This window comes from Pseudonocardia endophytica, from assembly GCF_004339565.1.
Taxonomy (GTDB): domain Bacteria; phylum Actinomycetota; class Actinomycetes; order Mycobacteriales; family Pseudonocardiaceae; genus Pseudonocardia; species Pseudonocardia endophytica.
The window spans coordinates 2,168,569-2,191,007 of the sequence record NZ_SMFZ01000002.1 but is presented as its reverse complement, the minus strand read 5'-3'; the positions used below and the strand labels follow the sequence as shown (position 1 = coordinate 2,191,007).

At 72.8% G+C, this 22,439-nt stretch carries 21 protein-coding genes; 9 read left to right on the top strand and 12 right to left on the bottom strand.

Annotated elements, in window-relative coordinates:
- Window positions 1-88: 88 nt before the first annotated feature.
- Both EV378_RS29115 and EV378_RS29110 read right to left on the bottom strand, forming a co-directional pair.
- Window positions 89-1,303: an acyl-CoA dehydrogenase family protein gene (locus EV378_RS29115; RefSeq protein WP_132430570.1), complete on the bottom strand. Its 1,215-nt coding sequence runs from the start codon at window positions 1,301-1,303 to the stop codon at window positions 89-91.
- Window positions 1,304-1,314: 11 nt separating this feature from the next.
- The gene (locus EV378_RS29110; protein ID WP_207908997.1) at window positions 1,315-2,133 is read right to left on the bottom strand and encodes a mycofactocin-coupled SDR family oxidoreductase; all 819 of its coding nucleotides are present in this window, start codon (window positions 2,131-2,133) and stop codon (window positions 1,315-1,317) included.
- A 331-nt stretch (window positions 2,134-2,464) separates the two neighbouring features.
- Between EV378_RS29110 and EV378_RS29105 the strand changes: the two genes are divergently transcribed.
- Window positions 2,465-4,225, top strand: a complete 1,761-nt coding sequence (locus tag EV378_RS29105) for an NHL domain-containing thioredoxin family protein (RefSeq protein WP_132430568.1) — start codon at window positions 2,465-2,467, stop codon at window positions 4,223-4,225.
- A 131-nt stretch (window positions 4,226-4,356) separates the two neighbouring features.
- On the opposite strand, the gene EV378_RS29100 is transcribed toward EV378_RS29105, so the two are convergent.
- Window positions 4,357-4,998 (bottom strand): response regulator transcription factor, encoded by a 642-nt coding sequence (locus tag EV378_RS29100; RefSeq protein ID WP_132432899.1) that lies wholly within the window; start codon window positions 4,996-4,998, stop codon window positions 4,357-4,359.
- Between the two features lie 23 nt (window positions 4,999-5,021).
- Entirely contained in the window at window positions 5,022-6,488 is a 1,467-nt protein-coding gene (locus EV378_RS29095; protein WP_132430567.1) for a sensor histidine kinase, read from the bottom strand.
- A gap of 69 nt (window positions 6,489-6,557) precedes the next feature.
- Between EV378_RS29095 and EV378_RS29090 the strand changes: the two genes are divergently transcribed.
- Entirely contained in the window at window positions 6,558-7,325 is a 768-nt protein-coding gene (locus EV378_RS29090; protein WP_132430566.1) for an enoyl-CoA hydratase/isomerase family protein, read from the top strand.
- Window positions 7,326-7,329: 4 nt separating this feature from the next.
- Here the strand turns inward: EV378_RS29090 and EV378_RS29085 are convergent, their stop codons facing one another.
- Window positions 7,330-8,136 carry an enoyl-CoA hydratase/isomerase family protein gene (locus EV378_RS29085; RefSeq protein WP_132430565.1) on the bottom strand — a complete coding sequence of 269 codons (807 nt, stop codon included), beginning with the start codon at window positions 8,134-8,136 and terminating at the stop codon, window positions 7,330-7,332.
- A 294-nt stretch (window positions 8,137-8,430) separates the two neighbouring features.
- On the opposite strand from EV378_RS29085, the gene EV378_RS29080 reads away from it, so the two are divergent.
- Window positions 8,431-9,588, top strand: coding sequence for an acyl-CoA dehydrogenase family protein (locus EV378_RS29080; protein ID WP_132430564.1), 1,158 nt, complete (start codon window positions 8,431-8,433; stop codon window positions 9,586-9,588).
- An 85-nt stretch (window positions 9,589-9,673) separates the two neighbouring features.
- On the opposite strand, the gene EV378_RS29075 is transcribed toward EV378_RS29080, so the two are convergent.
- Window positions 9,674-10,072, bottom strand: coding sequence for a cytochrome c oxidase subunit 4 (locus tag EV378_RS29075; protein ID WP_132430563.1), 399 nt, complete (start codon window positions 10,070-10,072; stop codon window positions 9,674-9,676).
- Between the two features lie 15 nt (window positions 10,073-10,087).
- The gene (gene ctaC, locus EV378_RS29070; protein ID WP_424511259.1) at window positions 10,088-11,053 is read right to left on the bottom strand and encodes an aa3-type cytochrome oxidase subunit II; all 966 of its coding nucleotides are present in this window, start codon (window positions 11,051-11,053) and stop codon (window positions 10,088-10,090) included.
- 212 nt (window positions 11,054-11,265) lie between these two features.
- On the opposite strand from ctaC, the gene asnB reads away from it, so the two are divergent.
- Entirely contained in the window at window positions 11,266-13,212 is a 1,947-nt protein-coding gene (gene asnB, locus EV378_RS29065) for an asparagine synthase (glutamine-hydrolyzing) (RefSeq protein ID WP_132430561.1), read from the top strand.
- 58 nt (window positions 13,213-13,270) lie between these two features.
- Here the strand turns inward: asnB and EV378_RS29060 are convergent, their stop codons facing one another.
- The 3 genes from EV378_RS29060 to EV378_RS29050 form a co-directional block, all read right to left on the bottom strand.
- Window positions 13,271-14,203 (bottom strand): carbohydrate kinase family protein, encoded by a 933-nt coding sequence (locus tag EV378_RS29060; RefSeq protein WP_132432897.1) that lies wholly within the window; start codon window positions 14,201-14,203, stop codon window positions 13,271-13,273.
- 135 nt (window positions 14,204-14,338) lie between these two features.
- On the bottom strand, window positions 14,339-14,704 hold the full coding sequence (locus tag EV378_RS29055) for a HesB/IscA family protein (protein WP_132430560.1): 366 nt from the start codon (window positions 14,702-14,704) through the stop codon (window positions 14,339-14,341).
- 115 nt (window positions 14,705-14,819) lie between these two features.
- Window positions 14,820-15,932 carry a glycerate kinase family protein gene (locus tag EV378_RS29050; RefSeq protein WP_132430559.1) on the bottom strand — a complete coding sequence of 371 codons (1,113 nt, stop codon included), beginning with the start codon at window positions 15,930-15,932 and terminating at the stop codon, window positions 14,820-14,822.
- A gap of 36 nt (window positions 15,933-15,968) precedes the next feature.
- Here EV378_RS29050 and EV378_RS29045 point away from each other — a divergent pair, with 36 nt between their 5' ends.
- Entirely contained in the window at window positions 15,969-16,619 is a 651-nt protein-coding gene (locus EV378_RS29045; protein ID WP_207908894.1) for a DUF3043 domain-containing protein, read from the top strand.
- Here the strand turns inward: EV378_RS29045 and EV378_RS29040 are convergent.
- Window positions 16,616-17,221, bottom strand: a complete 606-nt coding sequence (locus EV378_RS29040; RefSeq protein ID WP_132430558.1) for a VOC family protein — start codon at window positions 17,219-17,221, stop codon at window positions 16,616-16,618. The two genes, EV378_RS29045 and EV378_RS29040, sit on opposite strands and share 4 nt — an antisense overlap.
- A gap of 17 nt (window positions 17,222-17,238) precedes the next feature.
- Between EV378_RS29040 and EV378_RS29035 the strand changes: the two genes are divergently transcribed.
- From EV378_RS29035 to EV378_RS29020, 4 genes are all read left to right on the top strand, one after another.
- Window positions 17,239-17,766: a bifunctional adenosylcobinamide kinase/adenosylcobinamide-phosphate guanylyltransferase gene (locus EV378_RS29035; RefSeq protein ID WP_132430557.1), complete on the top strand. Its 528-nt coding sequence runs from the start codon at window positions 17,239-17,241 to the stop codon at window positions 17,764-17,766.
- 23 nt (window positions 17,767-17,789) lie between these two features.
- A complete protein-coding gene (locus tag EV378_RS29030) occupies window positions 17,790-18,893 on the top strand; it encodes a nicotinate-nucleotide--dimethylbenzimidazole phosphoribosyltransferase (protein WP_132430556.1) in 1,104 nt (367 codons plus the stop codon).
- 232 nt (window positions 18,894-19,125) lie between these two features.
- Entirely contained in the window at window positions 19,126-19,902 is a 777-nt protein-coding gene (locus tag EV378_RS29025) for an adenosylcobinamide-GDP ribazoletransferase (protein WP_132430555.1), read from the top strand.
- Window positions 19,903-20,198: 296 nt separating this feature from the next.
- Window positions 20,199-21,065 carry a type IV toxin-antitoxin system AbiEi family antitoxin domain-containing protein gene (locus EV378_RS29020; RefSeq protein ID WP_165922529.1) on the top strand — a complete coding sequence of 289 codons (867 nt, stop codon included), beginning with the start codon at window positions 20,199-20,201 and terminating at the stop codon, window positions 21,063-21,065.
- 252 nt (window positions 21,066-21,317) lie between these two features.
- On the opposite strand, the gene EV378_RS29015 is transcribed toward EV378_RS29020, so the two are convergent.
- The gene (locus EV378_RS29015; protein ID WP_132430553.1) at window positions 21,318-22,436 is read right to left on the bottom strand and encodes a branched-chain amino acid aminotransferase; all 1,119 of its coding nucleotides are present in this window, start codon (window positions 22,434-22,436) and stop codon (window positions 21,318-21,320) included.
- Between the last annotated feature and the right edge of the window lie 3 nt (window positions 22,437-22,439).

Below are 22,439 nucleotides of genomic sequence, written 5' to 3'. Positions count from 1 at the left end.
CCGCCGGGGCTCGATCGTGGCAGTGCTCGGGCCCCCGACCCAAGGATTCCGTGGATGGGGACCCGAGCGCTGCCGCGCCTGCCCCTCGTCAGATCAGAAGGAGACCGTCGACCGGGTCGGCCAGGCCGAGCAGGGCAGCGCCCGCGGGAACGAACGCTCCGTCCGGATGCAGGTAGGAGTGGTTCTTCAGGAAGTTGATGTCACGCTGCTGGCGCTGCAGGGGGTTGTCGAGGTGGTAGATGCTCGACCCGGAGCCCTCGACGATGATCTGAACGGCGTCGCGCGCCACCTGGCAGATCCGCGGCGACGCCATGCGGAGCGTGGCTGCGGTCTCGACGTCGGCCACCTCGCCCCGCTCGGACAGATCCGACACGACCCGCAGCGTCTCGTCCCACAACGTCCGGGCCATGCGGGTCTCGGTGACCGCCTGTCCGTAGCGACCCCACGCCTCGGGGTGTTCGCGCTGAGGTCCCAGCCCGAAGCCGACGATGCGGGTCTGGATCCGGCGGTGGAAGTCCTCGAGGGCCGCCTCCGCGCTCCCGACCGCGACGGCAGCCAGCAGCACGTCGAACATGCGGATGATCGAGAAGCCCTCGAGCGGGCGGACGTCGTCGGGGTCGGCGGGGTGCAGGCGCTCCTGGCCGAAGGCCGTCCACTGCCTGTCGGCGGGAATGAAGTGGTCCTCGAGCGAGAAGGTGTTCGAGCCGGTGGCCTGCATGCCGGCCATGTGCCAGATGTCGGTGATCGCGACGTCCGCGACGTCCGCGCACAGACCGAGCACCGCCGGGTCCTCGCCGTCCGGACGCTCTTCGAGCGTGATGAACAGGACGTGGTCAGCGTTCATGATCCCGCTCGCGAAGGGCCACGTACCGGTCACCCGCCAACCGCCCTCGACCGGAACGGCCGTGCCGGAAGGGGTGGCCTGGAAGCCGGCGGACAACGCGGCCGGGGCGAACGGACGGCCCTTGAGCAGGTGCCGGAGGTCCTGGGTGATGGACACGTTGTGCACCACGAGGAAGGAGTAGACCCACGCGGTGGACGCGCAGCCCTTGGCCAGGATGCGCGTGATCGTGCCGAGCTCGGTCATGCCGTAGCCGTACCCGCCCTCGCTGCGGGGGCTGACGACGTGCAGCAAGCCCGCCTCGGTGAGGTCGGCCATCGTCTCGTCGGGGATGCGGCGCAGCTGCTCGGCGTTGCGGGCACGCTCGCGCAGCGTCGGCACCAGTGCCTCGGCCCGCGAGATCAGCTCCTCGGCGCTGGGCCGCTCCGCGTTCCGCGCGGGTGTTGACAGCGTGGCGGTCATGGTTGTTCCTCTCAGATCTGCATCGAACCGGCGTCGACCGGAAGCGCGACACCGGTGATGTAGCGAGCCTTGTCCGAGGCCAGGAAGAGAACGGCGTTGGTGATGTCCGTGGTCTCGACCCACGGAATGGGCATGATGTTGAGCGAGGCGAATCCGGCCTTCGCGTCCTCGGCAGTGGGGTTGTCCAGATCGGGCCGGAAGAGCCGGTACTGCGCGTCGTGCTGGATCATGTCGGTGTTGACCGTCGTCGGGTGGATCGAGTTGACCCGGATGTTGAACGGCGCGAGCTCGTGGGTCATGGCACGGAGGAGGCCGGTCACACCGTGCTTGGCCGCGGTGTAGTGAGCGACGCCGCCGTTTCCCTTGAGTCCGTACACCGAACTCGTCGCGATGAACGAGCCACCCCCGGACGCGATGAGGTGTTCGACGGTCGCCCGGGCCGTGTTGAACACCCCGGTGAGGTTCGTGCCGATCATGTCGTTCCACTGCTCGGCGGTGAGGTCACGAACCCCGCCGTAGCTGACGATGCCCGCGTTCGCGAGGACGATGTCGAGACGACCGAGCTCGCTGACCCCCCTGTCGACCGCGGCGGCCAGTGCACCCGCGTCCCGCGTGTCGGCGACGGCGTGCACGATCCGGCGATCCTCGGCCTCGACGAGCTTCGCGGTCTGGGCGAGGTCGGCCTCACTCGAGAGCCCGTACGGAACCGAATCGATCTGATCGCAGATGTCGATCGCGATGATGTCCGCACCCTCCTGCGCCAGTCGGACTGCGTGGCTGCGGCCCTGCCCGCGGGCCGCACCGGTCACCAACGCGACCTTGCCTTCCATCTCTCCCACATCGACTCCCTCGTCGGTCGGCGGCTCTGGACACCGTGTGGCGTGGACTACGGTTCCGGGATCATGCATCGGCGACCGGCCGCCGCAAGCTCTCAGTAGTGAGACGGTGAGACCGGCCGGTGCTCAGGCTCGGTGTTGCGTCGTCCGATGTGCCGCTCGGACCTCTGTCGGCCACGCTGCGTCGCAGCGTGCGCGTACGACACCCGCGGACCACCGGCGTGTGGACGGGCGGATCGGCTCGCCGACGTCAGGAACGACAGGTGTCGACGACGGAGTGGCGGATGCGTGCGCCGGCGGTGTGTTGAGATCGGGTGTGGAGCTCATGCGGGTACGCGCGCCGGAACTGCAGGGACGACGCTGGCTGAACACCGGCGGCGAGGACCTGACGCTCGCCGGGTTGCGCGGCAAGATCGTCGTCCTGGACTTCTGGACGTTCTGCTGCGTCAACTGCCTGCACGCGCTCGACGAGCTCCGGCCGGTCGAGGAGGAGTTCGGCGACGTGCTCGTCGTGATCGGCGTGCACTCGCCGAAGTTCGCGCACGAGGCCGACCCGGCCGCCGTCGAGGCCGCGGTGGAGCGCTACGGCGTCGCGCACCCGGTGCTCGACGACCCGGACCTGCGCACGTGGGACGCCTACGCGGCGCGGGCGTGGCCGACGCTCGTGGTGATCGACCCGGCCGGGAAGGTCGTCGCGCGGATGGCCGGCGAGGGGCACGGGCCGGGGCTGGCGTCGCTGGTCCGCGAGCTGATGGTCGCCCATGCCGGCGAGCTGCGCCACGGCTCCGCTGCCGGCGACCCGTACGTCGCCCCGGCCGAGCCGTCGACGGCGCTGCGGTTCCCCGGCAAGGTCGTCGCGCTGCCCGGCGGCACGTTCCTGGTGTCCGACACGGCGCACCACCAGATCGTCGAGCTCGAGGCGGATCTGGTCACCGAGCGGCGGCGGTTCGGGGACGGCGCGCGCGGGTTCGGCGCGAACCACTTCTCCGAACCCCAGGGCCTGCTCGTGCTCGGCGACGGCGACGTGCTCGTCGCGGACACCGTCAACCACGCCGTGCGCCGGCTGCACCTCACCGACGGCACCGTGAGCACGGTCGCCGGCACCGGTTCGCAACTGCGCGAACGCGTGCTGCCCGGTGAGTCGGCGACCGAGCTCTCGTCACCGTGGGACCTGGCGTACTGGGACGGGCAGGTCGTCGTCGCGATGGCCGGACCGCACCAGCTGTGGACGCTCGACCCGGACACCGGCGTCGCGACCGTACTGGCCGGCACGACGAACGAGGGCCTGCGCGACGGCGGCGCCGACGAAACGTTCTTCGCCCAGCCCAGCGGCCTGGCCGTCGACGGCGACACGCTGTGGGTGGCCGACTCCGAGACCTCGGCGCTGCGACGGGTGCAGCGCGGCCCCGGCTCGCTCGTCACGACCGCAGCGGGCACGGGCCTGTTCGACTTCGGCCACCGCGACGGCCCGGCCGCCGCGGCGCTGCTGCAGCACCCGCTCGGCGTCGGGGTGTTGCCGGACGGCAGCGTCGCCGTCGCGGACACCTACAACGGCGCCGTCCGCCGCTACGACCCGGCGACCGACACCGTCTCCACCCTGGCCGAGGACCTGGCCGAGCCGTCGGACGTGCTCGTCGACGGCGACACGCTGATCGTCGTCGAGAGCGCGGCGCACCGCCTGACCCGCATCCCGATCCCGACCGGCGCGACCGTCGACGGTGCCGCGCACCGCGTGCAGCGCGCACGCACCGACCTGGCGCCCGGCACCGTCGAGCTGCGGGTCGCGTTCACCCCGCCGGCCGGCCAGCACCTCGACGACCGGTTCGGCGACCCGACGCAGCTCACCGTCGCGGCCGACCCGCCGTCGCTGCTCGCGTCCGGCGACGGCACGTCCACCGGCTTGACCCGCACCCTGACGCTGACCGGCGACGAGGGCGTGCTCAGCGTGAGCGTGGCGGCCGCCAGCTGCGACGACGAGGGCGGCACGTTCGCGGCCTGTCACCGCTACCAGCAGGACTGGGGCATCCCGGTCCGGCTCCTCGACGGCGCCCCGGCCGAACTGTCACTCGACCTGCGTGCCGTCTGACCGACCACCCCGTGCCGAACGAGGGGCAGCACCCCCCAGTGCCGAACGAGGGACACCATCGAGCAGTGTCATTGCCCGAAGGTGCCGTTCGTTCGGGATGGGGGCGGGGCGGCGGAGCGGGGCGGGGCGGCTCAGGCCTCCAGCCAGGCGAGGACGGCCATCACTCTGCGGTGGTCGTCGCCGGAGGGGGGCAGGCCGAGCTTGGTGAAGATCGAGCTGATGTGCTTCTCGACGGCGCCCTGGGTGATCACCATGATCCGGCCGATCGCCGTGTTCGTGCGGCCCTCCGCCATCAGCCCGATCACCTCGCGCTCGCGCGGCGACAGCTCGGCCAGCGGGTCCTTGCGACGGCGCTTGGTGAGCAGCGCGGAGACGACCTCCGGGTCCAGCACGGTGCCGCCCGCCGCGACGCGGGCGAGCGCGTCGGACAGGTCGGCGAGCTTGGACACCCGGTCCTTGAGCAGGTAGCCGACGCCGCCGCCGGCCTCCAGCAGGTCGGTCGCGTAGCTCTCCTCGACGTACTGGGACAGCACGAGGATCTTGGTTCCGGGGAAGCGGCTGCGGATGTCCAGCGCCGCGCGCAGTCCCTCGTCGGTGTACGTCGGCGGCATCCGCACGTCCACGACCGCCACCTCCGGCCGGTGCTCGGCGACCGCCTCGACGAGCGACGTCCCGTCCCCCACCGCCGCGACGACCGTCGCACCGGCCTCGTCGAGCAGCCGGACCAGGCCCTCGCGCAGCAGCAGCGAGTCCTCGGCCAGCACCACGGTCATCGCCATGGCGCCATCATCTCGGTTCAGGCCTCCCCGAGACCGGCCAGGGGGATCTCCGCCACGATCACGGTCGGGCCACCGGGCGGGCTGGTCAGCTCGATCCCACCCTCGACGATCTCCAGCCGGTCGGCCAGCCCGGCCAGCCCGTGGCCCTTGCCCTGGTGGGCGCCGCCGACACCGTCGTCGCACACGGTGACCAGCAGCGCGTCGGAGCCCGCCTGGACGGTGACCGTGGCGAGCGAGGCGTGCGCGTGCTTGGCCACGTTCGTCAGCGCCTCGGTCACCACGAAGTACGCCGTGTTCTCCACCAACGCCGGGAGCCGCCTCCCGTGGTCGAGCTGCACGTCCAGCGAGACCTCGACCGGCGAGCGCGCGGCGGCCGCGGCCAGCGCCGGGCCGAGGCCGCGGTCGGCCAGGATCGGCGGGGCGATGCCGCGCGACAGCGCCCGGAGCTCGTCGAGCGCCTCCCGGCTCTGCGCGAGCGCCTCGGCGAGCAGCGGGCGGACACGTTCCGGGTCGTCGTCCAGGCGGCGGGTGGCGGCCTCCAGGTCCATGCCGAGCCGGACGAGCCGCTGCTGCGGCCCGTCGTGGATGTCGCGCTCCAGCCGTCGCAGCGTCTGTGCCTCGGCGGCGACGGCGGCGCGCCGGGCCGCGGCGAGCTGCTGGGCCCTGGCGCGCAACGCCGCCGTCTGGTTCGTCAGCAGGCCGCGGGCCAGCAGCGCGCGGACGTCGGTCAGCCAGCGCACGACCGTGGGCAGCGTGCCGAGCAGCAGCACGCCCAGGCCGGTGTTCAGGGCGACGTCGCCGAGCGTCGAGTGCACCCCGGTGATCGACGAGAACAGGGTCCAGTTGTCGTCGCCGCGCGGCAGCGACCACTGCCAGAACACGTAGAGCAGCCCACCGAGGCCGACGACCGCCCAGACGAGCGCGATCAGCGCGCACGCGGCGCGCACCGGCAACCCGGCCATCGCGTGCGCGAAGTCCCGCCAGGACTGCGGGTCGCCCAGCTCGCGCAGCATCCGGACCATGCCGCGGCCCCGGGCCGTGCGGTAGTGGTGCGGCGGGAGCGGACGGCCGGTCACCGCCTCGGTGGCGCGCCGCTCCTGCCGGGCGAACCCGCGGGCGGCGGCCAGCGTGCCGACCGTGATCGGCAGCCCGATCCAGGCGACGGCCGTCGCGGCTCCGAGGATCACGCCGACGAGCACGATCAGGAACGTCACGATCGCGACCGGCAGCCCGGCGAGCAGGTAGGACATCTGCGACCCGAAGCGGGTCCGGCCCGGCCACGCGGCCGGCCAGTTCACGTTCGCCGGGAGGTGCAGCACGCCGTCGCGCATGATCCCGTGGCCGTGCCAGGTCCGGACGAGGTCGGGGTCGGCCTCCAGCTCGGCCACGTCGGGGTCCGCTCCGCGCGGCGGAGGCGCCGGCGTGGCCGTGCCGGATCGCCCGCGCCGGCGCCGCGACGGGGCGTCGGTGCGGTCCTCGGCCATGGGGTCCAGGGTAGGGGCCGCGGCGGACCTGCGGGTGCGACGGCGCCCACCTCCTGCTTCGCTGGCCGGGTGGCTCCCGAACTGCTCGACGTCTCCCGCGACGGGTCCGTCCTCACGATCACGCTGAACGAGCCGCGGCGGCGCAACCCGCTGTCGTTGGCGATGCGCGAGGAGCTGCTGGCCCTGCTGGAGCAGGTCGCGGCCGACGACGGGGTGCGCGCCGTCGTGCTCACCGGAGCCGGGACGATCTTCTGCGCGGGCGGGGACATCGCGAGCATGAGCGACGACCGTGCGGCGGGCAGCCACCGGCTGCGGGTGTTCAACCAGGTGATGGAGGCGCTGGTCGGGCTGCCGAAAGCGGTCGTGGCCGCCGTCGAGGGCGGGGCGTTCGGGGCGGGGCTGTCGTTGATGGCGGCCTGCGACCACGTCGTCGCGGCCGAGGACGCCGTGCTGCGCAGCTCGTTCGGCGGGATCGGGCTCGGCACCGACGGCGGGCTGAGCTGGACGCTGCCGCGCCGGGTCGGCTACGGGCGGGCCGCTGAGATCGTGATGTTCGGCGACCCGCTGGACGCGGTCGAGGCGCGGCGGATCGGGCTGGTCGAGCGCGTCGTCCCGGCCGGGACAGCGCTGGCCGAGGCGCAGGCCAGAGCGGCGCTGCTGGCCGCCCGGTCGCGCCCGGCGCTGGCCGCGAACAAGGCGACGCTGAACACCGGCGGATCGCTGCACGACGTCCTCGAGGCCGAGAAGCACCACCAGCTCGACCTGATGGCCGGGGCCGACTTCGCGGAGGGGCGGGCGGCGTTCGCCGAGCGCCGCCCGCCGGAGTTCCGCGCCTGAGCCCTCACGGCACCGGGCCGTCGAACTGCGGAGCCCGCTTCTCGCGATGCGCCGCAACGCCTTCGGCCACGTCCGGGAGCCCGAAGCCGATGAACTCGTATGCCAGCGACGCGTCGAACGCCGGGCCCGCGCTGCGGTACCAGTTGTTCAGCGTCTGCTTCGTCCAGGACACCGCGCTCGGCGACCCCCTGGTCAGGCTGCGGGCGACGTCCATCGCCTCGTCCTGCACCAGCTCGTCGTCCACGCAGACCGACACGAGCCCGATCCGCTCCGCCTCCTCTCCGGTGATCGGCTTGCAGGTGAGCAGGTAGTACTTCGCCTTGGCCATGCCGCACAGCAGCGGCCAGCAGATCGCCGCGTGGTCGCCCGCGGCCACGCCGAGGCGGGTGTGCCCGTCGACGATCTTCGCCGTCCTCCCGGCGACGGACACGTCGGCCAGCAGCGCGACGGCCAGCCCGGCCCCGACGGCCGGACCGTGGACCGCCGAGACGATCGGCTTCGAGCAGTTGATCACGTTGTAGACGATGTCCCTGGCCTCGCGCAGGACCCGCGCACGTGCGATCGGGTCCTCGACCATCACCTCGATCATGTCGAACGCGCCGCCCGCGGAGAACGCCTTGCCCTCGCCGCGCACGACGACGGCCCGGACCGACTGGTCGCGGTCGATCACCGGCCAGATGTCGGCGAGCTGCTCGTGCGCGTCGGCGCCGACCGCGTTGAGGTTCGGGGCGTCGAGCACGATCCGGAGGATCCCCTCCTCCGGTCGTTCGATGCGCAGGGCGGTGAAGCGGGCGTAGCGGTCCTCGGTCATGTCCCGCACCGTATGCCGCGGATCAGCCGAGGCGTACTGCAGGATCCGGTCCCCGGCGGGCGACGTCCGGTCACTGCCGGCGACGGCGAGGTGGAGATCTGCACGAGGGGTGGAGCGGCGGCGATCGCGGGCGAGATCCCGGGCAGGAGCCGCTCGCGGAACGCGATCATCCCGGGGAGGTCGACGTCGTACCGGGCGACGCCGGGCGGCGGCACGCACCGACCCCTCCCCTGGTTCGCGTACGCTGTTCGCATTCTGGCGCGGACCCGGTTACCCCGGGGTAGGTTGTCCGGCATGGATGCCGCGGACCTGCAGGACGTGCTGGACTCCGTGCGCGACTTCATCCGGACCGAGGTCGTGCCGCTGGAGGAGACGATCGACGCCGAGGACGCCGTCCCGGAGCGGATCGTCGCGCAGTGCAAGGAGATGGGCCTCTACGGCTTCACCATCCCCGAGCAGTACGGTGGGCTCGGCCTCACGGTGAGCGAGGAGGTCCGGCTGGCGTTCGAGCTCGGATGGACGACGCCGGCGCTGCGGAGCCTGTTCGGCACGAACAACGGCATCGCCGGGCACGTGCTGATGGAGGGCGGCACCGAGGAGCAGAAGCGCGAGTGGCTGCCGAAGCTCGCCTCCGGCGAGGTGACGGCGTCGTTCGGGCTGACCGAGGCGGACGCGGGCTCCGACCCGTCGTCGCTGACGACCAGGGCGGTGCGCGACGGAGACGAGTGGGTCCTGAACGGCTCCAAGCGCTACATCACGAACTCGGTCGTCGCCGACGTGATCATGGTCTTCGCCCGGACGAACCCGGACGCCCCCGGCACGCGCGGCATCTCGACGTTCCTCGTCCCGAAGGACACGCCGGGCCTGTCGATCGGGCCGAAGGACCACAAGATGGGCCAGTTCGGCGCCTGGACCGCGGACGTCTACCTGGACGACGTCCGGGTGCCGGCCGCCAACCTCGTCGGTGGCGAGGACGGCGTCGACACCGGCTTCGTGACGGCGGCGAAGTGCCTCGCACACGGGCGGCTGCACATCGCGGCGGTGTGCGTCGGGATGGCGGCCCGGCTGGTCGAGGAGACCGTCGAGTTCGCGAGGACCCGCGAGCAGGGCGGCAAGCCGATCGCGCGGTTCCAGCTGGTCCAGGGCCTCGTCGCGGACTCGGTGACCGACCACCGGGCCGGGCGCGGCCTGGTGCTCGAGGCCGCGCGGAACTTCGACGCCGGCACCGACACCGTCGCTGGCCCGGCCACCGCGAAGTACTTCTGCTCGGAGATGGTCGGACGCGTCGCGGACCGCGCGGTGCAGGTGCACGGCGGCGCCGGCTACATGCGCGGGGTGGCCGTCGAGCGCTTCTACCGCGACGCCCGGCTCTTCCGGATCTACGAGGGCACCAGCCAGATCCAGCAGGTGATCATCGCGCGGGACGCGCTGGGCAAGGCCGCTCGCGGCTGACCCCTCCCCCACCCCTGACACAACGAGCGGCACCGTCGAGCAATGTCGTTGCTCGACGGTGCCGTTCGTTCGCGGAGAGAGGGTGTCAGTGGTGCGCGGGCCGGATGTGGTACTCGAACACCAGGCCGCCGACCGTGATCAGCAGCATGATCCCGGCGATCACGATCAGCCAGACGTAGAAGAACGCCAGCCCGATCCCGACGAGTGCGGCGCACGCGGCCATCATCACCGGCCAGTAGCTGCCCGGCGAGAAGAACCCGACCTCGCCAGCGCCGTCGGAGACCTCCGCATCGGCGTTGTCCTCCGGACGCTCCTCGAGCCGCCGGGAGACGAACCGGAAGTACGTCCCGACGATCAGCGACAGGCCACCGGTCAGGAACAGGCCGACGACACCGACCACCTCACCGGCCAGGAACGTGTACACGATCCCGCAGATGAAGAAGAAGACCGTGCAGATCTCGAAGATGCGTGACTCGACCTTCATGGCCCCGCTCCTCTCTCAGCCCGTGGCCTGCGCGGCGAGCTGGCCGCGGTCGGTGTTGAACGGGACGGTGCTGATCGACTCCGGCGCGCACCACTGGCCGCAGTTCAGCGCCTGCAGCGCCTCACCGGCCGTGTAGGGCTCGCGGGTCTGCGGGTTCAGCTGCTTGCGCAGTGCGATGTAGCGGTCGTAGAGCCCCGGCTCCAGCGCGCGGACCTCGAAGTTCATCTGCGAGTGATACGTGCCGCACAGCTCGGCGCAGCGGCCGACGAACGCGCCCTGCGAGTCGATCCGGTCGATCACGTACGTGTTGTCCTGCTCGTTCTTCTCCGGCAGCGGGAACACGTCACGCTTGAACAGGAACTCCGGGACGAAGAACGAGTGGATCACGTCGTTGGACTGCTGGGTGAACTGGATGCTGCGATCGGTCGGCAGCACGAGGATCGGGATCGTCGAGCTGGTGCCGACCGTCTCCACCGGACGACCGTCCGCGGCGATCTGGTCCGGATAGTCGAACTTCCAGTTCCACTGGAACGCCGTGATGTCGACCTTGGTCTGCGGTGGCGCACCGTTCGACGGGTCGGCCTTGTCCACGTAGTTCTGCACGTTGACGGTGAAGCCGAACAGCACCGCGACGATGATCGTCGGGATCGCCGTGAACACGAGCTCGAGGGGCAGGTTGTACTGCGTCTGCCGGGGCAACGACCCGTCGTCGTCCTTGCGCTTGCGGTGCATGACCACCGCCCAGAACATGGCGCCCCACGTGATGACACCGACGATCAGCGCGGCGACCGCGGACCACGTCCACAGGTGCCGCATCGACTCGGCCTCCGGCGTGACCCCGACCGGCCAGCCGAAGCGGAGCACCTCCTCGACCGAGCACCCGGTGAGCGCGGGCACCGCCACTGCCGCAACGACCCCGAGCTGGGCGACCCTCACCCATCGGGAGCGACCGCGACTCGATGCGCGTTCTGCTCGGCCCACTGCCCGCCGCCTTCCTGCCGTTCGCCTGTGCGATCTCCACCGCGGGATCCGCCCAGGTTGAAGGCGGTTCGCGGGGCGGCGCACCATCCGTTCGGAGCACCGACTTTCGACCTCGCGTAGAGACTAGACGACGGGCCCTGCATGCGCGCCCTCCGGGGCCGCGCGCCGGGGGGCGGACAACGGGTTCGGGGGACGTCGGCATACTGACCGGTGTGTGCGGACTGCTGGGACTGCTGACCGCCGGGGCGGACGCCGCCACCCGGGTCGAGCCGACGGCCGAGGCGCTGCGATGCGCCCGCCACCGCGGACCCGACGAGAGCGGCACCTGGAACGACCACGACCTGGTCCTCGGGTTCAACCGCCTGTCGATCATCGACGTGGACCACTCGCACCAGCCCCTGCACTGGGGTCCGGTGCCGGGTGAGGACACCCGCTACACGATCGTCTTCAACGGCGAGATCTACAACTACCTCGAGCTCCGCGAGGAGCTGATCGAGACCTACGACGCGGCGTTCGCCACAGAGGGCGACGGCGAGGTGATCGTCGCCGCGTTCCACTATTGGGGTCCGGACGCCGTCCAGCGCCTGCGCGGGATGTTCGCGTTCGCGATCTGGGACGTCGTCGAGCGCGAGCTGTTCGTGGCGCGCGACCCGTTCGGCATCAAGCCGCTGTTCCTGGCCACCACCGGCGCCGGGACGATCTTCGCCAGCGAGAAGAAGTCGATCCTCGCGATGGCCCAGAACCTCGATCTCGGCCTGGACCTGGAGCCGGCGGCGCTGCAGCACTACCTGACGTTGCAGTACGTGCCGGAGCCCTGGTCGCTGCACCGGCACATCCAGCGCGTCGAGTCCGGCACGCATGTCACGGTGCGGCCCGGCGAGGCCCCGGTGCACCAGCGGTACTTCGCGCCGAAGTTCCTGTCGCTTCCCTCGCACGCGCCGGCCAGCGCGGAGGCGGAGGCGATCGTGCACGGCGAGATCGCCGACGTGCTGCGCGACTCGGTGGCCAAGCACATGCGCGCCGACGTGACGGTCGGCGCCTTCCTGTCCGGCGGCATCGACTCCACCGCGATCGCGGCGCTCGCCAAGGAGCACAACCCGAACCTGATCACGTTCACCACCGGGTTCGAGCGCGAGGGCTACTCCGAGGTCGACGTGGCCGCGGAGTCGGCGGCGGCGATCGGCGTGCGTCACGTGGTCCGCACGGTCAAGCCGGACGAGATGATGGAGGCGCTGCCCCTGATCGTCTGGTACCTCGACGACCCGGTGGCCGACCCGGCGCTCGTGCCGCTGTGGTTCATCGCCAGGGAGGCGCGCGAGCACGTCAAGGTCGTGCTGTCCGGCGAGGGTGCCGACGAGCTGTTCGGCGGCTACTCGATCTACCGCGAGCCGCTGTCGCTGGCGCCGTTCGAGAAGGTGCCGGGCACGCTCAAGCCGCTGATGCGCCGCGCGTCGCGCCGGATGCCGGAGGGCATGCGGGGCAAGGACCTGCTGCGACGCGGGTCGCTCTCGCTCGAGCAGCGCTACTACGGCAACGCCCGGATCTTCCGCGACGACCAGCTGCACGAGGTGCTGCGCGGCTACGACCCGCGCGTCTCGCACCAGGACATCACCGCGCCGCACTACTTCGCGTCCCGGGACTGGGACGAGGTCGCGCGGATGCAGCACGTGGACCTCTTCACCTGGCTGCGCGGCGACATCCTGGTCAAGGCCGACAAGATGACGATGGCGCACTCGTTGGAGCTGCGGGTCCCGTTCCTGGACCCCGAGGTGTTCGACATCGCCTCCGCGCTGCCGCTGTCGCAGAAGATCACGCACGGCTCGAACGGCACGACGAAGTACGCCCTGCGCCGCTCGTTGGAGGGGATCATCCCCTCGCACGTGCTGAACCGGCCGAAGCTCGGCTTCCCGGTGCCGATCCGGCACTGGCTGCGCGACGAGATGTACGGCTGGGCCCGGGAGATCATCCAGAACTCGGAGGCCGGGCACCTGATCGACCTGCAGGCCGTGCACCGGATGCTGGACGCGCACCGCGAGGGCCCGATCGACCACAGCCGCCGGATCTGGACGATGCTCGTCTACCTGATCTGGCACGGCATCTTCGTCGAGCGCCGGATCGTGCCGGAGATCCCGACGCCGCACTACCCGATCAAGATCTGACCCTACGCAGAACGGCCCCGCCGGGTTCGGCGGGGCCGTTCTGCGTTCGGGCCGGGCCTCAGGCCAGGACGGCCCGGATCTCGTCGGCCGCCGCGCCACCGAACGTGTCACTCAGGCGGGTCAGCGCCGCGTCCACGTCCCACGCCCACTCCTGCGGACCGTCGGACTCCAGGACCAGCGTCGCGATCAGGGCGCCGAGCTGGGCCGAGCGCTCCAGCGACAGGCCGCCGCCGAGGGCGGTGAGGAAGCCGGCACGCCACGCGTCGCCGACGCCGGTGGGGTCGACCTGCGCCGTCGGCGGCACGACGTCGACACGGGTCTCGGTGCCGTCCTTCGTGACGATCACCGCCCCCTTCTCGCCGTAGGTGGTGATCCGGGTGTCGACCTTCTCGGCGAGCTCGGCGGCGCTCCAGCCGGTCTTCTTGAGCAGCAGCTCGTACTCGTAGTCGTTCGTGACCAGGTACGTGGCGCCCTCCACCAGCTTCTTGACCTCGGGGCCCTCCATCCGGGCCAGCTGCTGGGAGGGGTCGGCCAGGAACGGGTAGCCCTTGGCGCGGCACTCCTCGGTGTGGCGGACCATCGCGTCCGGGTCGCTCGCACCGATCAGCACCAGGTCGAAGCCGCCGACGCGGTCGGCGATCGGGGCCAGCTCGATCTCCCGCGAGCGGGCCATCGCGCCGGTGTAGAACGACGCGATCTGGCGCATGTCGTCGTCGGTGGTGCAGACGAAGCGGGCGGTGTGCACGTCGTCGAACGTGTGCACCCCGGAGGTGTCGACACCGAGGTCGTCGAGCACCTTCTTGTAGTCGGCGAAATCCGGACCGACCGCCCCGATGAGCACCGGGGACTGCTTGAGCACCCCGAGGGCGAACGCGATGTTGCCCGCCACTCCGCCCCGGCGCACGACCAGCTCGTCGACCAGGAAGCTGACCGAGATGCGGTCCAGCTGGTCGGCGAGCAGCTGCTCGGAGAACTTCCCGGGGAAGTGCATCAGGTTGTCGGAGGCGATCGATCCCGTCACGGCAATAGGCACTCGGGCACCCTACGACAGCGCGCGGGCCCCGTCAGGATCGGAGTGATCCCGACGGGGCCCGCGCAGCGCCGTGAACTGGGGTTTTGCTACCCGTCAGTTGAACGAGTCACCGCAGGCGCAGGAGCCTCCTGCGTTCGGGTTGTCGATCGTGAAGCCCTGCTTCTCGATCGTGTCCACGAAGTCGATCGTCGCGCCCTGCAGGTACGGCGCGCTCATCCGGTCCACCCCGACCTGGAGGCCGTGGAAGTCACGGAAGAGGTCACCGTCGAGCGAACGGTCGTCGAAGAACAGCTGGTAGCGCAGGCCCGCGCACCCGCCCGGCTGCACCGCGATGCGGAGGTGCATGTCGTCACGGCCCTCCTGCTCGAGAAGGGTGCGGGCCTTGACGGCGGCGGCGTCGGTCAGCTCGACGCCGTGGGTCTGCTCGGTCTGGGTGCCGGCGGCGTTCTCCACGGTCATGATTCTCCCAACAGCGTGCGGGACCGGCGTGTTCCCGGCGTCCTGCAACCAGGATAGGCCCAACCCCCGACAACGCGAGGGATCGCACCGGGGGTGAGCCGTCTCACCCGGCGTGTCACCGCGACCAGCGCGCCGCCACGTCCTCCGCCAGGGCCGACAACGTGCCCGCCGGATCGGCCATCGACGCCTCCAGACCGGCCGCGTCCGCAACGGCGTAGGCCGCGGCCACGCCCGCGGCGCCCATCTCCCGCCGCCCGACGGACACCTGCCCGGCCAGCACCACGCACGGCACGCCGCGCTCGGCCGCCCCCGCGGCGACCGTCGTGACGAGCTTCCCGCGCAGCGACTGCCAGTCGAAGCTGCCCTCGCCGGTGACGGCCAGCTGGGCCGCGTCGAGCTCGGCGTCCAGGCCGGTCAGCGAGCGGACCAGCCCGGCCCCCGGTTCGACGGTCGCGCCGAGCGCCAGCAACGCGGCGCCGAGCCCGCCCGCCGCACCGGCGGCGCGCTCGTCGGCGACGCCGGGGCGCAGCCCGGCGAGCACCGTGCCGAACACGGCCAGCGCACCGTCCAGCTCGGCCACGGCGTCCGCGTCGGCGCCCTTCTGCGGGCCGAACACGGCGGCGGCCCCGTGCCGCCCGAGCAGCGGGTTGTCGACGTCCGCGGCCGCGACGAGCGTGACGCCGTCGAGCACTGGCGTCCCGTCCAGCCGGGCGCACCGGACGAGAGCGGCGCCGCCGTCCTCGAGCGGGGCGCCGCCGTCGTCGACGGGGACGGCACCCAGGGCGGCGAGCATCCCGGCGCCGCCGTCCGTCGTCGCAGAGCCGCCGAGGCCGACCACGATCCTCGTCGTTCCCGCGTCGCGCGCCGCGGCGACCAGCTCGCCGACACCACGCGACGTCGCGCTGCGGGCGACGTCCGGCGTGCGCTGCTCGCGCGGCACGTGGTGCAGCCCGCACGCCGTCGCCGACTCGACGTAGGCCGTGTCCCCGACCTCCAGCCACGTCCCGTCCACGGGCGAGCCGAGCGGGCCGGTCACGGACAGCTCGTGCAGCGTCCCGCCGAGCACGGCGTGCAGGACGTCCGCGAACCCGGTGCCGCCGTCGGCGAGGGGGACGGCGCGAACGTCGTCGGCCGGTGCCCCGCGGCGCCATCCCGCGGCGATCGCCTCCGCCGCGTCCGGGGCGGTCAGCGTCCCGCCGAAGGAGTCGGGCGCCACGACGACGTGCATTCCCGGACGATAGTGCGCGTCCGTATCCTGACCGGTGTGAGGTTCCTGCGCCGTTCCGAGAACGCCGAGTCCGCGTCCGACACGACCACCGTGGACGAGGAGACGGACGACGGGCGCACGCCACGCGGGCACACCACACCGGGCAAGGGCCGCGCGACGCCGAAGCGGCGCGACGCCGAGGCCGGCGGGCGCCGTCGTGGCCCCGCGCCGCCCCCGCCCCGCACGCAGCGCGAGGCCTCGAAGCTCGCCCGGCAGAACCGGCCGTCGAAGGAGGCGCGCCGCGAGGCGTCCGCCGACCGGCGCCGCCGGATGGACGCGGGCGACGACCGCGTGCTGCTCCCCCGCGACCGCGGGCCGGTCCGCGCCTACGTGCGCGACATCGTCGACTCCCGGCCGCACGTGATCGGGCTGTTCCTGCCGCTCGCGGCGCTCGTCGTGGTCGCGGCGCTGATCCAGGTCCCGGCGATCCAGAGCTACATCACGCTGTTCACGTTCCTGATGCTCGCCGTGATGATCGTCGAGGGCACGCTGCTGGGCTACCAGACGACCCGCAGGGCGCGCGCGAAGTTCCCGGGCGAGAACGTCAACCCGCTCGCGACCGGCTGGTACTCGTTCTCCCGGGCCACCCAGCCGCGCCGGATGCGGGTGCCGAAGCCGAAGGTGGAGCGCGGCGCGACCGTCGCCTAACCGAGCACCCGGCCGTCGATCCGGGCGGTCAGCGCCGGGGTCTCCCCCGCGCGGACGACCACCGGCCCGTCGGCGCCGACCGCGTCCAGCACGGCGCGCACGCGGGCCGGCTCGGGGTGCTCCAGCACGAGCTCGTCGAGCGTCGCACCGCCCGGCAGCGATGCGCTCGGGTGCGCCGTCGTGCCCCAGTCGATGAGGAACGGCATCACGCCGCCGAGATCGTCCGGCGGGAACGCCAGGCGCCAGGCCAGCAGCTCCCCGTCCGGTCGCCGTCGCGACATCGCGCGGGCGACACCCGGGTCGTGCCCGGTGCCACGGGCCGCCTCCAGCGCCGCGTCCAGATCGGGCACGCGCACGGCCCAGGTGACCAGCCGCGCGTCGGTGAGCTCGTCGATGTGGAACGGGCGGGGCGCGTCCGGCTCCGGCTGTTCCGGATCCGGGCCGACCACCTCGAGGTAGCGACCGGGGCCGAGCCCGGCGAGCCGGTTGCGGGTACCGACGCCGATGTGCGGGCCACCGTCGACGAGCGTGATCCCGTCCCGCGTCACCGCGACGCTGGTCGCGTCCAGGTCGGGGGTGGCCAGCACGAGGTGATCGAGCACGGGGGGACGATAGCCCGGTGAGCCCGCACCGCACGCTCGTCCTCGGCGGCACCCGCTCCGGCAAGTCCGGGTACGCGGAGAACCTGTTCACCGCGGGCGACCAGGTCCGCTACGCGGCCACCGCCCGTCGCATCCCCGGCGACGACGAGTGGGACGCCCGGATCGCCGCCCACCAGCTCCGCCGTCCGCCGGACTGGGTGACGGTCGAGGAGCCGGACCTGGTCGCGGAGCTGGCGCGGCCGGGACCACTGCTCGTCGACGACCTCGCGACGTGGCTGACCGGCGTCCTCGACGACTCGTCCGCCTGGACGTCGGCCCAGCCACCCCCGCCCGTCGGCTCCGCGGTCGACGGGCTCGTCGCCGCGGTGCGGGACACGGCGGCGCGGGTCGTCCTCGTCTCCGCGGAGGTGGGTCTCGGCGTTGTTCCGGAATCGCGGTCCGGACGGCTGTTCCGCGACGCACTCGGCTCGCTGAACGCGGAGCTCGCGGGCGTCTGCGACGAGGTGGTGCTCGTCGTCGCCGGTCTCCCCCTGCGTCTGCGCTGACCCCGGCGCGGTAGGAAGGGCGGGTGAGCACCCCACAGGACTCCGCCGTCCCGGCCACTGACGCGACGGGCGAGACGGCGCACGCCGGAGCCGGGACGCCGGTCCGGCGGCCGGACCAGAACGTCCGCCGGGAGGCCGTGGCCCGCGTCGCCGAGCTCGCCATCCCGCTCGGCGGTCTCGGCAGCCTCGCCGAGCTGGGGTGCTGGCTGGCGGCCTGCCAGGGCGAGTGCCCACCGCGACCGCCGGTGCGGGCGCGGGTACTGCTGCTGGCCGCCGACCACGGCGTGGCGGCGGCGGGTGTGTCCGCGTATCCGGCGTCCGTGGGGCGGGCGCGGGCTACCGCCGCGGGCTCCGCGCGGCTGCCGGTCGCCGCGGCGGCGCGGGCGGCCGGAGCGGCCGTGCGGGTCGTCGACGTCGGGCTCACCGAGCCGGCCGGGTCCGGCGAGGACGGGCACGTCGTCGTACGCGGTAGCGGCCGGATCGACCGCGAGGACGCGCTCGACGAGCAGCAGGCCGAGCGCGCCTACCAGGTCGGGCAGCTGCTGGCCGACGAGGAGATCGACGCGGGCGCGGACGTCCTTGTCCCGGCGTCGCTCGCGGTCGGTGCGACCACGCCGGCGTCGGTACTGGTGGCGGCGCTGACCGGGGCGGAGCCGGTCGCCGTCATCGGACGTGGGAGCGGGATCGACGACGCCGCGTGGATGCGCAAGGCGACCGTCGTCCGGGATGCGCTGCGCAGGGCCCGCCCGTACGTGCGCGACCCGCTCACGTTGCTGCGCAAGGTCGGCGGCATCGACATCATCGCGTTGGCCGGTGTGCTCGCCCGGGCCGCGGACCGGCGGGTGCCGGTCGTGATCGACGGTCTGACCGTCGGGGCTGCGGCGCTGATGGCCGAGGAGGTCGCCCCTGGCGCGCGCGAGTGGTGGCTGGCCGCGCAGGCGTCGTCGGAGCCCGCGATGACGCTCGCGCTGGAGCACCTGTCGCTCAACCCGGTCCTGGACCTGGGGATCCGCACCGACGACGGCACCGCCGCCGTCGCCGTCCTCCCGCTGCTGGTCGCGGCGGCCGGTTTGCTCGCCGAGACGGGCACGGCCGCCGACACCGGGATCGTCCCGCTCTCCGGGTGAGCCGCGTCGTCGTCACGACGGCACCGCCGGTCGGGCGGTGGACCGCCGCGCGGTCGGGTGGCGTCCCGTGCTCACGTGGTCGCACGCTCACCGGAGCGGCGACGCACATCGACCGGGTCGCCCTGCCGTCGGCCCGCGTCCCCTCTCCGAGCCGGGCCGGCGCCACCGGTGCGGCTCCGGACGGCAGCCGTCTCACTGCGGTACCTGCCCGCCCGCGGACGGAGCCGTCCCGGTGAGCCGGGTCGTCGGCGGGGCGGCACTGGCGGTCAGCTGGCTCACCGTCGTACCGGCCCGTGTCCGGACCGAACCGGACGGGTCGCTCCCCGACGGGGCCGCGCCGTGGGCACTGCGCTGGGCACCGGTCGTCGGACTCGTCCTCGGCGCGGCGGGCGGAGGGTTGCTGCTCGGGCTCGTCGCGCTCGGCGTGGCGCCGTTCGTGGCCGGGCTGCTCGTGGTCGGTGCGGGCGCGCTCGGCACCCGCGGGATGCACCTGGACGGGCTCGCCGACACGGCCGACGGCCTGGGCACCTACGGCCCATCCGAGCGCGCGCTGTCCGTGATGTCCGACGGCGGCGCGGGCCCGTTCGCCGTCGTCACCGTCGTCGTGGTGCTCGGCGCCAGAGCCGGTGCGCTGGCGCAGCTGGCGGGTGCCGAAACCCCGTCCGTCCTCGCCGCGTGCGCCGTGGCGGCGGCGACCGGGCGGGCGGGGTTCTGCTGGGTCGCGCGACGCGGGGTGCCGCCCGCCCGACCAGGCGGACTGGGCGCGACGGTCGCGGGTTCGCAACCGTCCTGGATCGCTCCGCTGTGGTGGGTGGTGCTGGCCGCCGCGTCCGTTCCGCTGCTCGGCTACGCGCCCGCCGTGGGGATCGCGCTCGCCGGGGTCCTGGTCGTCGGGCTGGCCGCACACACCCGTCGGAGACTGGGCGGGATGAGCGGCGACGTCCTCGGCGCGGCCTGCGAGATCGCGACGACGACGGTCCTCGTCACCCTCTCCGCCGCTCTGGGCTGACCACCCCCGGCCGTGATGGGCAGGCTCCCCGAACCGCATGATCACCCGTTGCGGAGCCGGTCGTTCGTCCGCCGAACGCCCCGCCCCACAACTGCGGATCATCGATTCCCGGCATGCGCCCCGGACCGCATGATCACCCGTTGCGGAGCGGGTCGGTCGCTGGGCGGACGCACAGCTCCGGAAGAGTCGATCGTGCGGCTGATGCCGAGCGGTGCCGGATCGGTCGGGCGTTCGCGGCCGCACACGGTTCGGCCGGTTCGTGCCCGCCGTCACGGGCGCGCGGCCATCGTCGTCGCGTGATACTCGCCGATCTGCTCCGACGACAGGACGGGCTGCTGAGCCGTGACCAGGCACGACGGTCGGGCGTGTCCCTCCAGGCCGTTCGACGCCGGGTCCGGTCCGGCGTCTGGGCCGAGGTGCACCCTGCCGTGTACCTCGTCGCGGGGCACGAGTTCACCCGACGTGGCCGCGTTCGTGCCGCATGGCTCTGGGCCGGCCCGGACGCGATCGTCGACGGCACCGCTGCGGCGTTCTGGTTCGGGATGACGGACCGTCCGCCGCCCGTCGTCGGCGTCACGGTGCCGCCCCGGACACGGCGTACGCCGCCGGACGGGATCAGGATGCGTCGCCGCACCGTTCCGGCGCCGGACCGGGCACGCCGCGACGGCATCGCGCTCACCGGAAAGGCACTCACCGTTCTCGAGACCGCAGCGGTGCACCCGGACGGGATCACGTTCCTCGATCGCGCTCTGCAGGTCAGCGTGACGGCCGGCGACCTCTACGCGGCCTACTGCCGGAACGCCGGTGCGCACGGCATGCGCCGGGCCCGCGCCATGTTCGTCTCGGCCGCCGACGCAGCGGAGTCGGTCACCGAACGCCGGCTCGTGGCCGGACTGCGCCGAGCCGGGATCGAGGGGTTCGTGCAGGGGCTGCCGCTCGGTGACTGGAAGATCGACATCGCGTTCCCGGCGGCCCGGTTGGCCGTCGAGATCGACAGCTGGGCGTGGCACACCGATCCCGTCCGCTTCGCCCGCGACCGGGCCAAGGGCAACGCGATCGTCGCCGCGGGCTGGCGGCTGCTGCGCTTCACGTGGCGCGACGTGACCGAGCACCCCGACCGGTGTGTCGACCTGATCCGCTCCGAGCTGGCCCGGGCAGCATGATCCCCGGTCCCGGAGCAGGACGTTCGGGGAACGACTCCATAACCGCCGATCAGCGGACCGGGACCGTCGCCCCCGGATGGCGTGATCACCGGCTTCGGAGCAGGGCGTTCGGCCGGCGAACGATCCGCTCCACGACGGCTGATCACGGCGTGGGAGGGCGCTCCGGCGGCATGATCGCCGGTTCAGGAGCGCCGCGTTCGGCGAACGAACGGTCCGCTCCACGACCGCTGATCATGGAACCGATGACCGGGGTCAGACCGACGCGGGGGCTCCGACCAGCGGGTACATCCAGCCGTGCAGGTCGGGCGCGGAGCCGCGCTGGACGGCGGTGAGCCGCTCACGCAGGGCCATGGTGACCGGGCCCGGTTGCCCGTCGCCCATCGTCACCGACCCGCCGTCGTGCTTGACCGTGCCGATCGGGGTGATCACGGCCGCGGTGCCACAGCCGAAGGCCTCGGTGAGCACGCCGGAGGCCGCGCCGCCGAGCCACTCCTGGCCCTGGATCCGTCGCTCCACGACCTTGATGCCCATGTCCTCGGCGATCGCGAGCAGCGAGTCCCGGGTGATGCCCGCGAGGACGGCGCCACGCAGGTCCGGCGTGACGAGCTCGACCGCGTCGCCCGCCGTGAACACGAAGAACAGGTTGTTCGAGCCCATCTCGTCGATCCAGATGCGCTCCTCGGCGTCGAGGTAGGCGACCTGGGCGCACCCGTGCTCGGCGCCGATCGACTGCGGCAACAGCGACGCGGCGTAGTTACCACCGCACTTCGCCTCACCGGTGCCGCCGAGCGCGGAGCGCGTGTACGTGGTCTCCAGCCACACGTCCATCGGCTTCACGCCACCCGCGAAGTACGGGCCCGCCGGCGAGGCCAGCACGGCGTACAGGTACTCCGACGACGGGCGGACACCGAGCCCGACCTCCGTCGCGATCATGAACGGCCGCAGGTAGAGCGAGTCCTCGCCGCCGGCGGCCGGGACCCATTCGGAGTCGACCGAGAGCAGCGCGGACAGCGACGCGAGGAACAGTTCCTCCGGCAACTCCGGCATGGCGAGACGCCGCGCGGAGCCCTGGAAGCGGGCCGCGTTGCGGTCCGGGCGGAACGACGCGACCGACCCGTCGGGCTGGCGGTAGGCCTTGAGTCCCTCGAAGATCTCCTGCCCGTAGTGCAGGACCATCGACGACGGGTCGAGCACGAGCGGTCCGTACGGCTTCACCTCGAAGTCGTGCCAGCCGCGGCCCGCCGTCCACCGGATCGTCGCCATGTGGTCGGTCATGTACCGGCCGAAGCCGGGGTCGGCCAGGATCTCGGCGCGCCGCTCCGGGCTCGTCGGTGCGGGGTTCTGTGTGACGGCGAACTGCGGCGCGCTCATCCC

Bases quoted from the DNA above. Each gene is read 5' to 3' on its own strand.
- EV378_RS29115 (WP_132430570.1), bottom strand. From the start codon at position 1,303: ATGACCGCCACGCTGTCAACACCCGCGCGGAACGCGGAGCGGCCCAGC.
- EV378_RS29110 (WP_207908997.1), bottom strand. From the start codon at position 2,133: ATGGAAGGCAAGGTCGCGTTGGTGACCGGTGCGGCCCGCGGGCAGGGC.
- EV378_RS29105 (WP_132430568.1), top strand. From the start codon at position 2,465: ATGCGGGTACGCGCGCCGGAACTGCAGGGACGACGCTGGCTGAACACC.
- EV378_RS29100 (WP_132432899.1), bottom strand. From the start codon at position 4,998: ATGACCGTGGTGCTGGCCGAGGACTCGCTGCTGCTGCGCGAGGGCCTG.
- EV378_RS29095 (WP_132430567.1), bottom strand. From the start codon at position 6,488: ATGGCCGAGGACCGCACCGACGCCCCGTCGCGGCGCCGGCGCGGGCGA.
- EV378_RS29085 (WP_132430565.1), bottom strand. From the start codon at position 8,136: ATGACCGAGGACCGCTACGCCCGCTTCACCGCCCTGCGCATCGAACGA.
- EV378_RS29080 (WP_132430564.1), top strand. From the start codon at position 8,431: ATGGATGCCGCGGACCTGCAGGACGTGCTGGACTCCGTGCGCGACTTC.
- EV378_RS29075 (WP_132430563.1), bottom strand. From the start codon at position 10,072: ATGAAGGTCGAGTCACGCATCTTCGAGATCTGCACGGTCTTCTTCTTC.
- EV378_RS29060 (WP_132432897.1), bottom strand. From the start codon at position 14,203: ATGCACTTCCCCGGGAAGTTCTCCGAGCAGCTGCTCGCCGACCAGCTG.
- EV378_RS29055 (WP_132430560.1), bottom strand. From the start codon at position 14,704: ATGACCGTGGAGAACGCCGCCGGCACCCAGACCGAGCAGACCCACGGC.
- EV378_RS29050 (WP_132430559.1), bottom strand. From the start codon at position 15,932: ATGCACGTCGTCGTGGCGCCCGACTCCTTCGGCGGGACGCTGACCGCC.
- EV378_RS29015 (WP_132430553.1), bottom strand. From the start codon at position 22,436: ATGAGCGCGCCGCAGTTCGCCGTCACACAGAACCCCGCACCGACGAGC.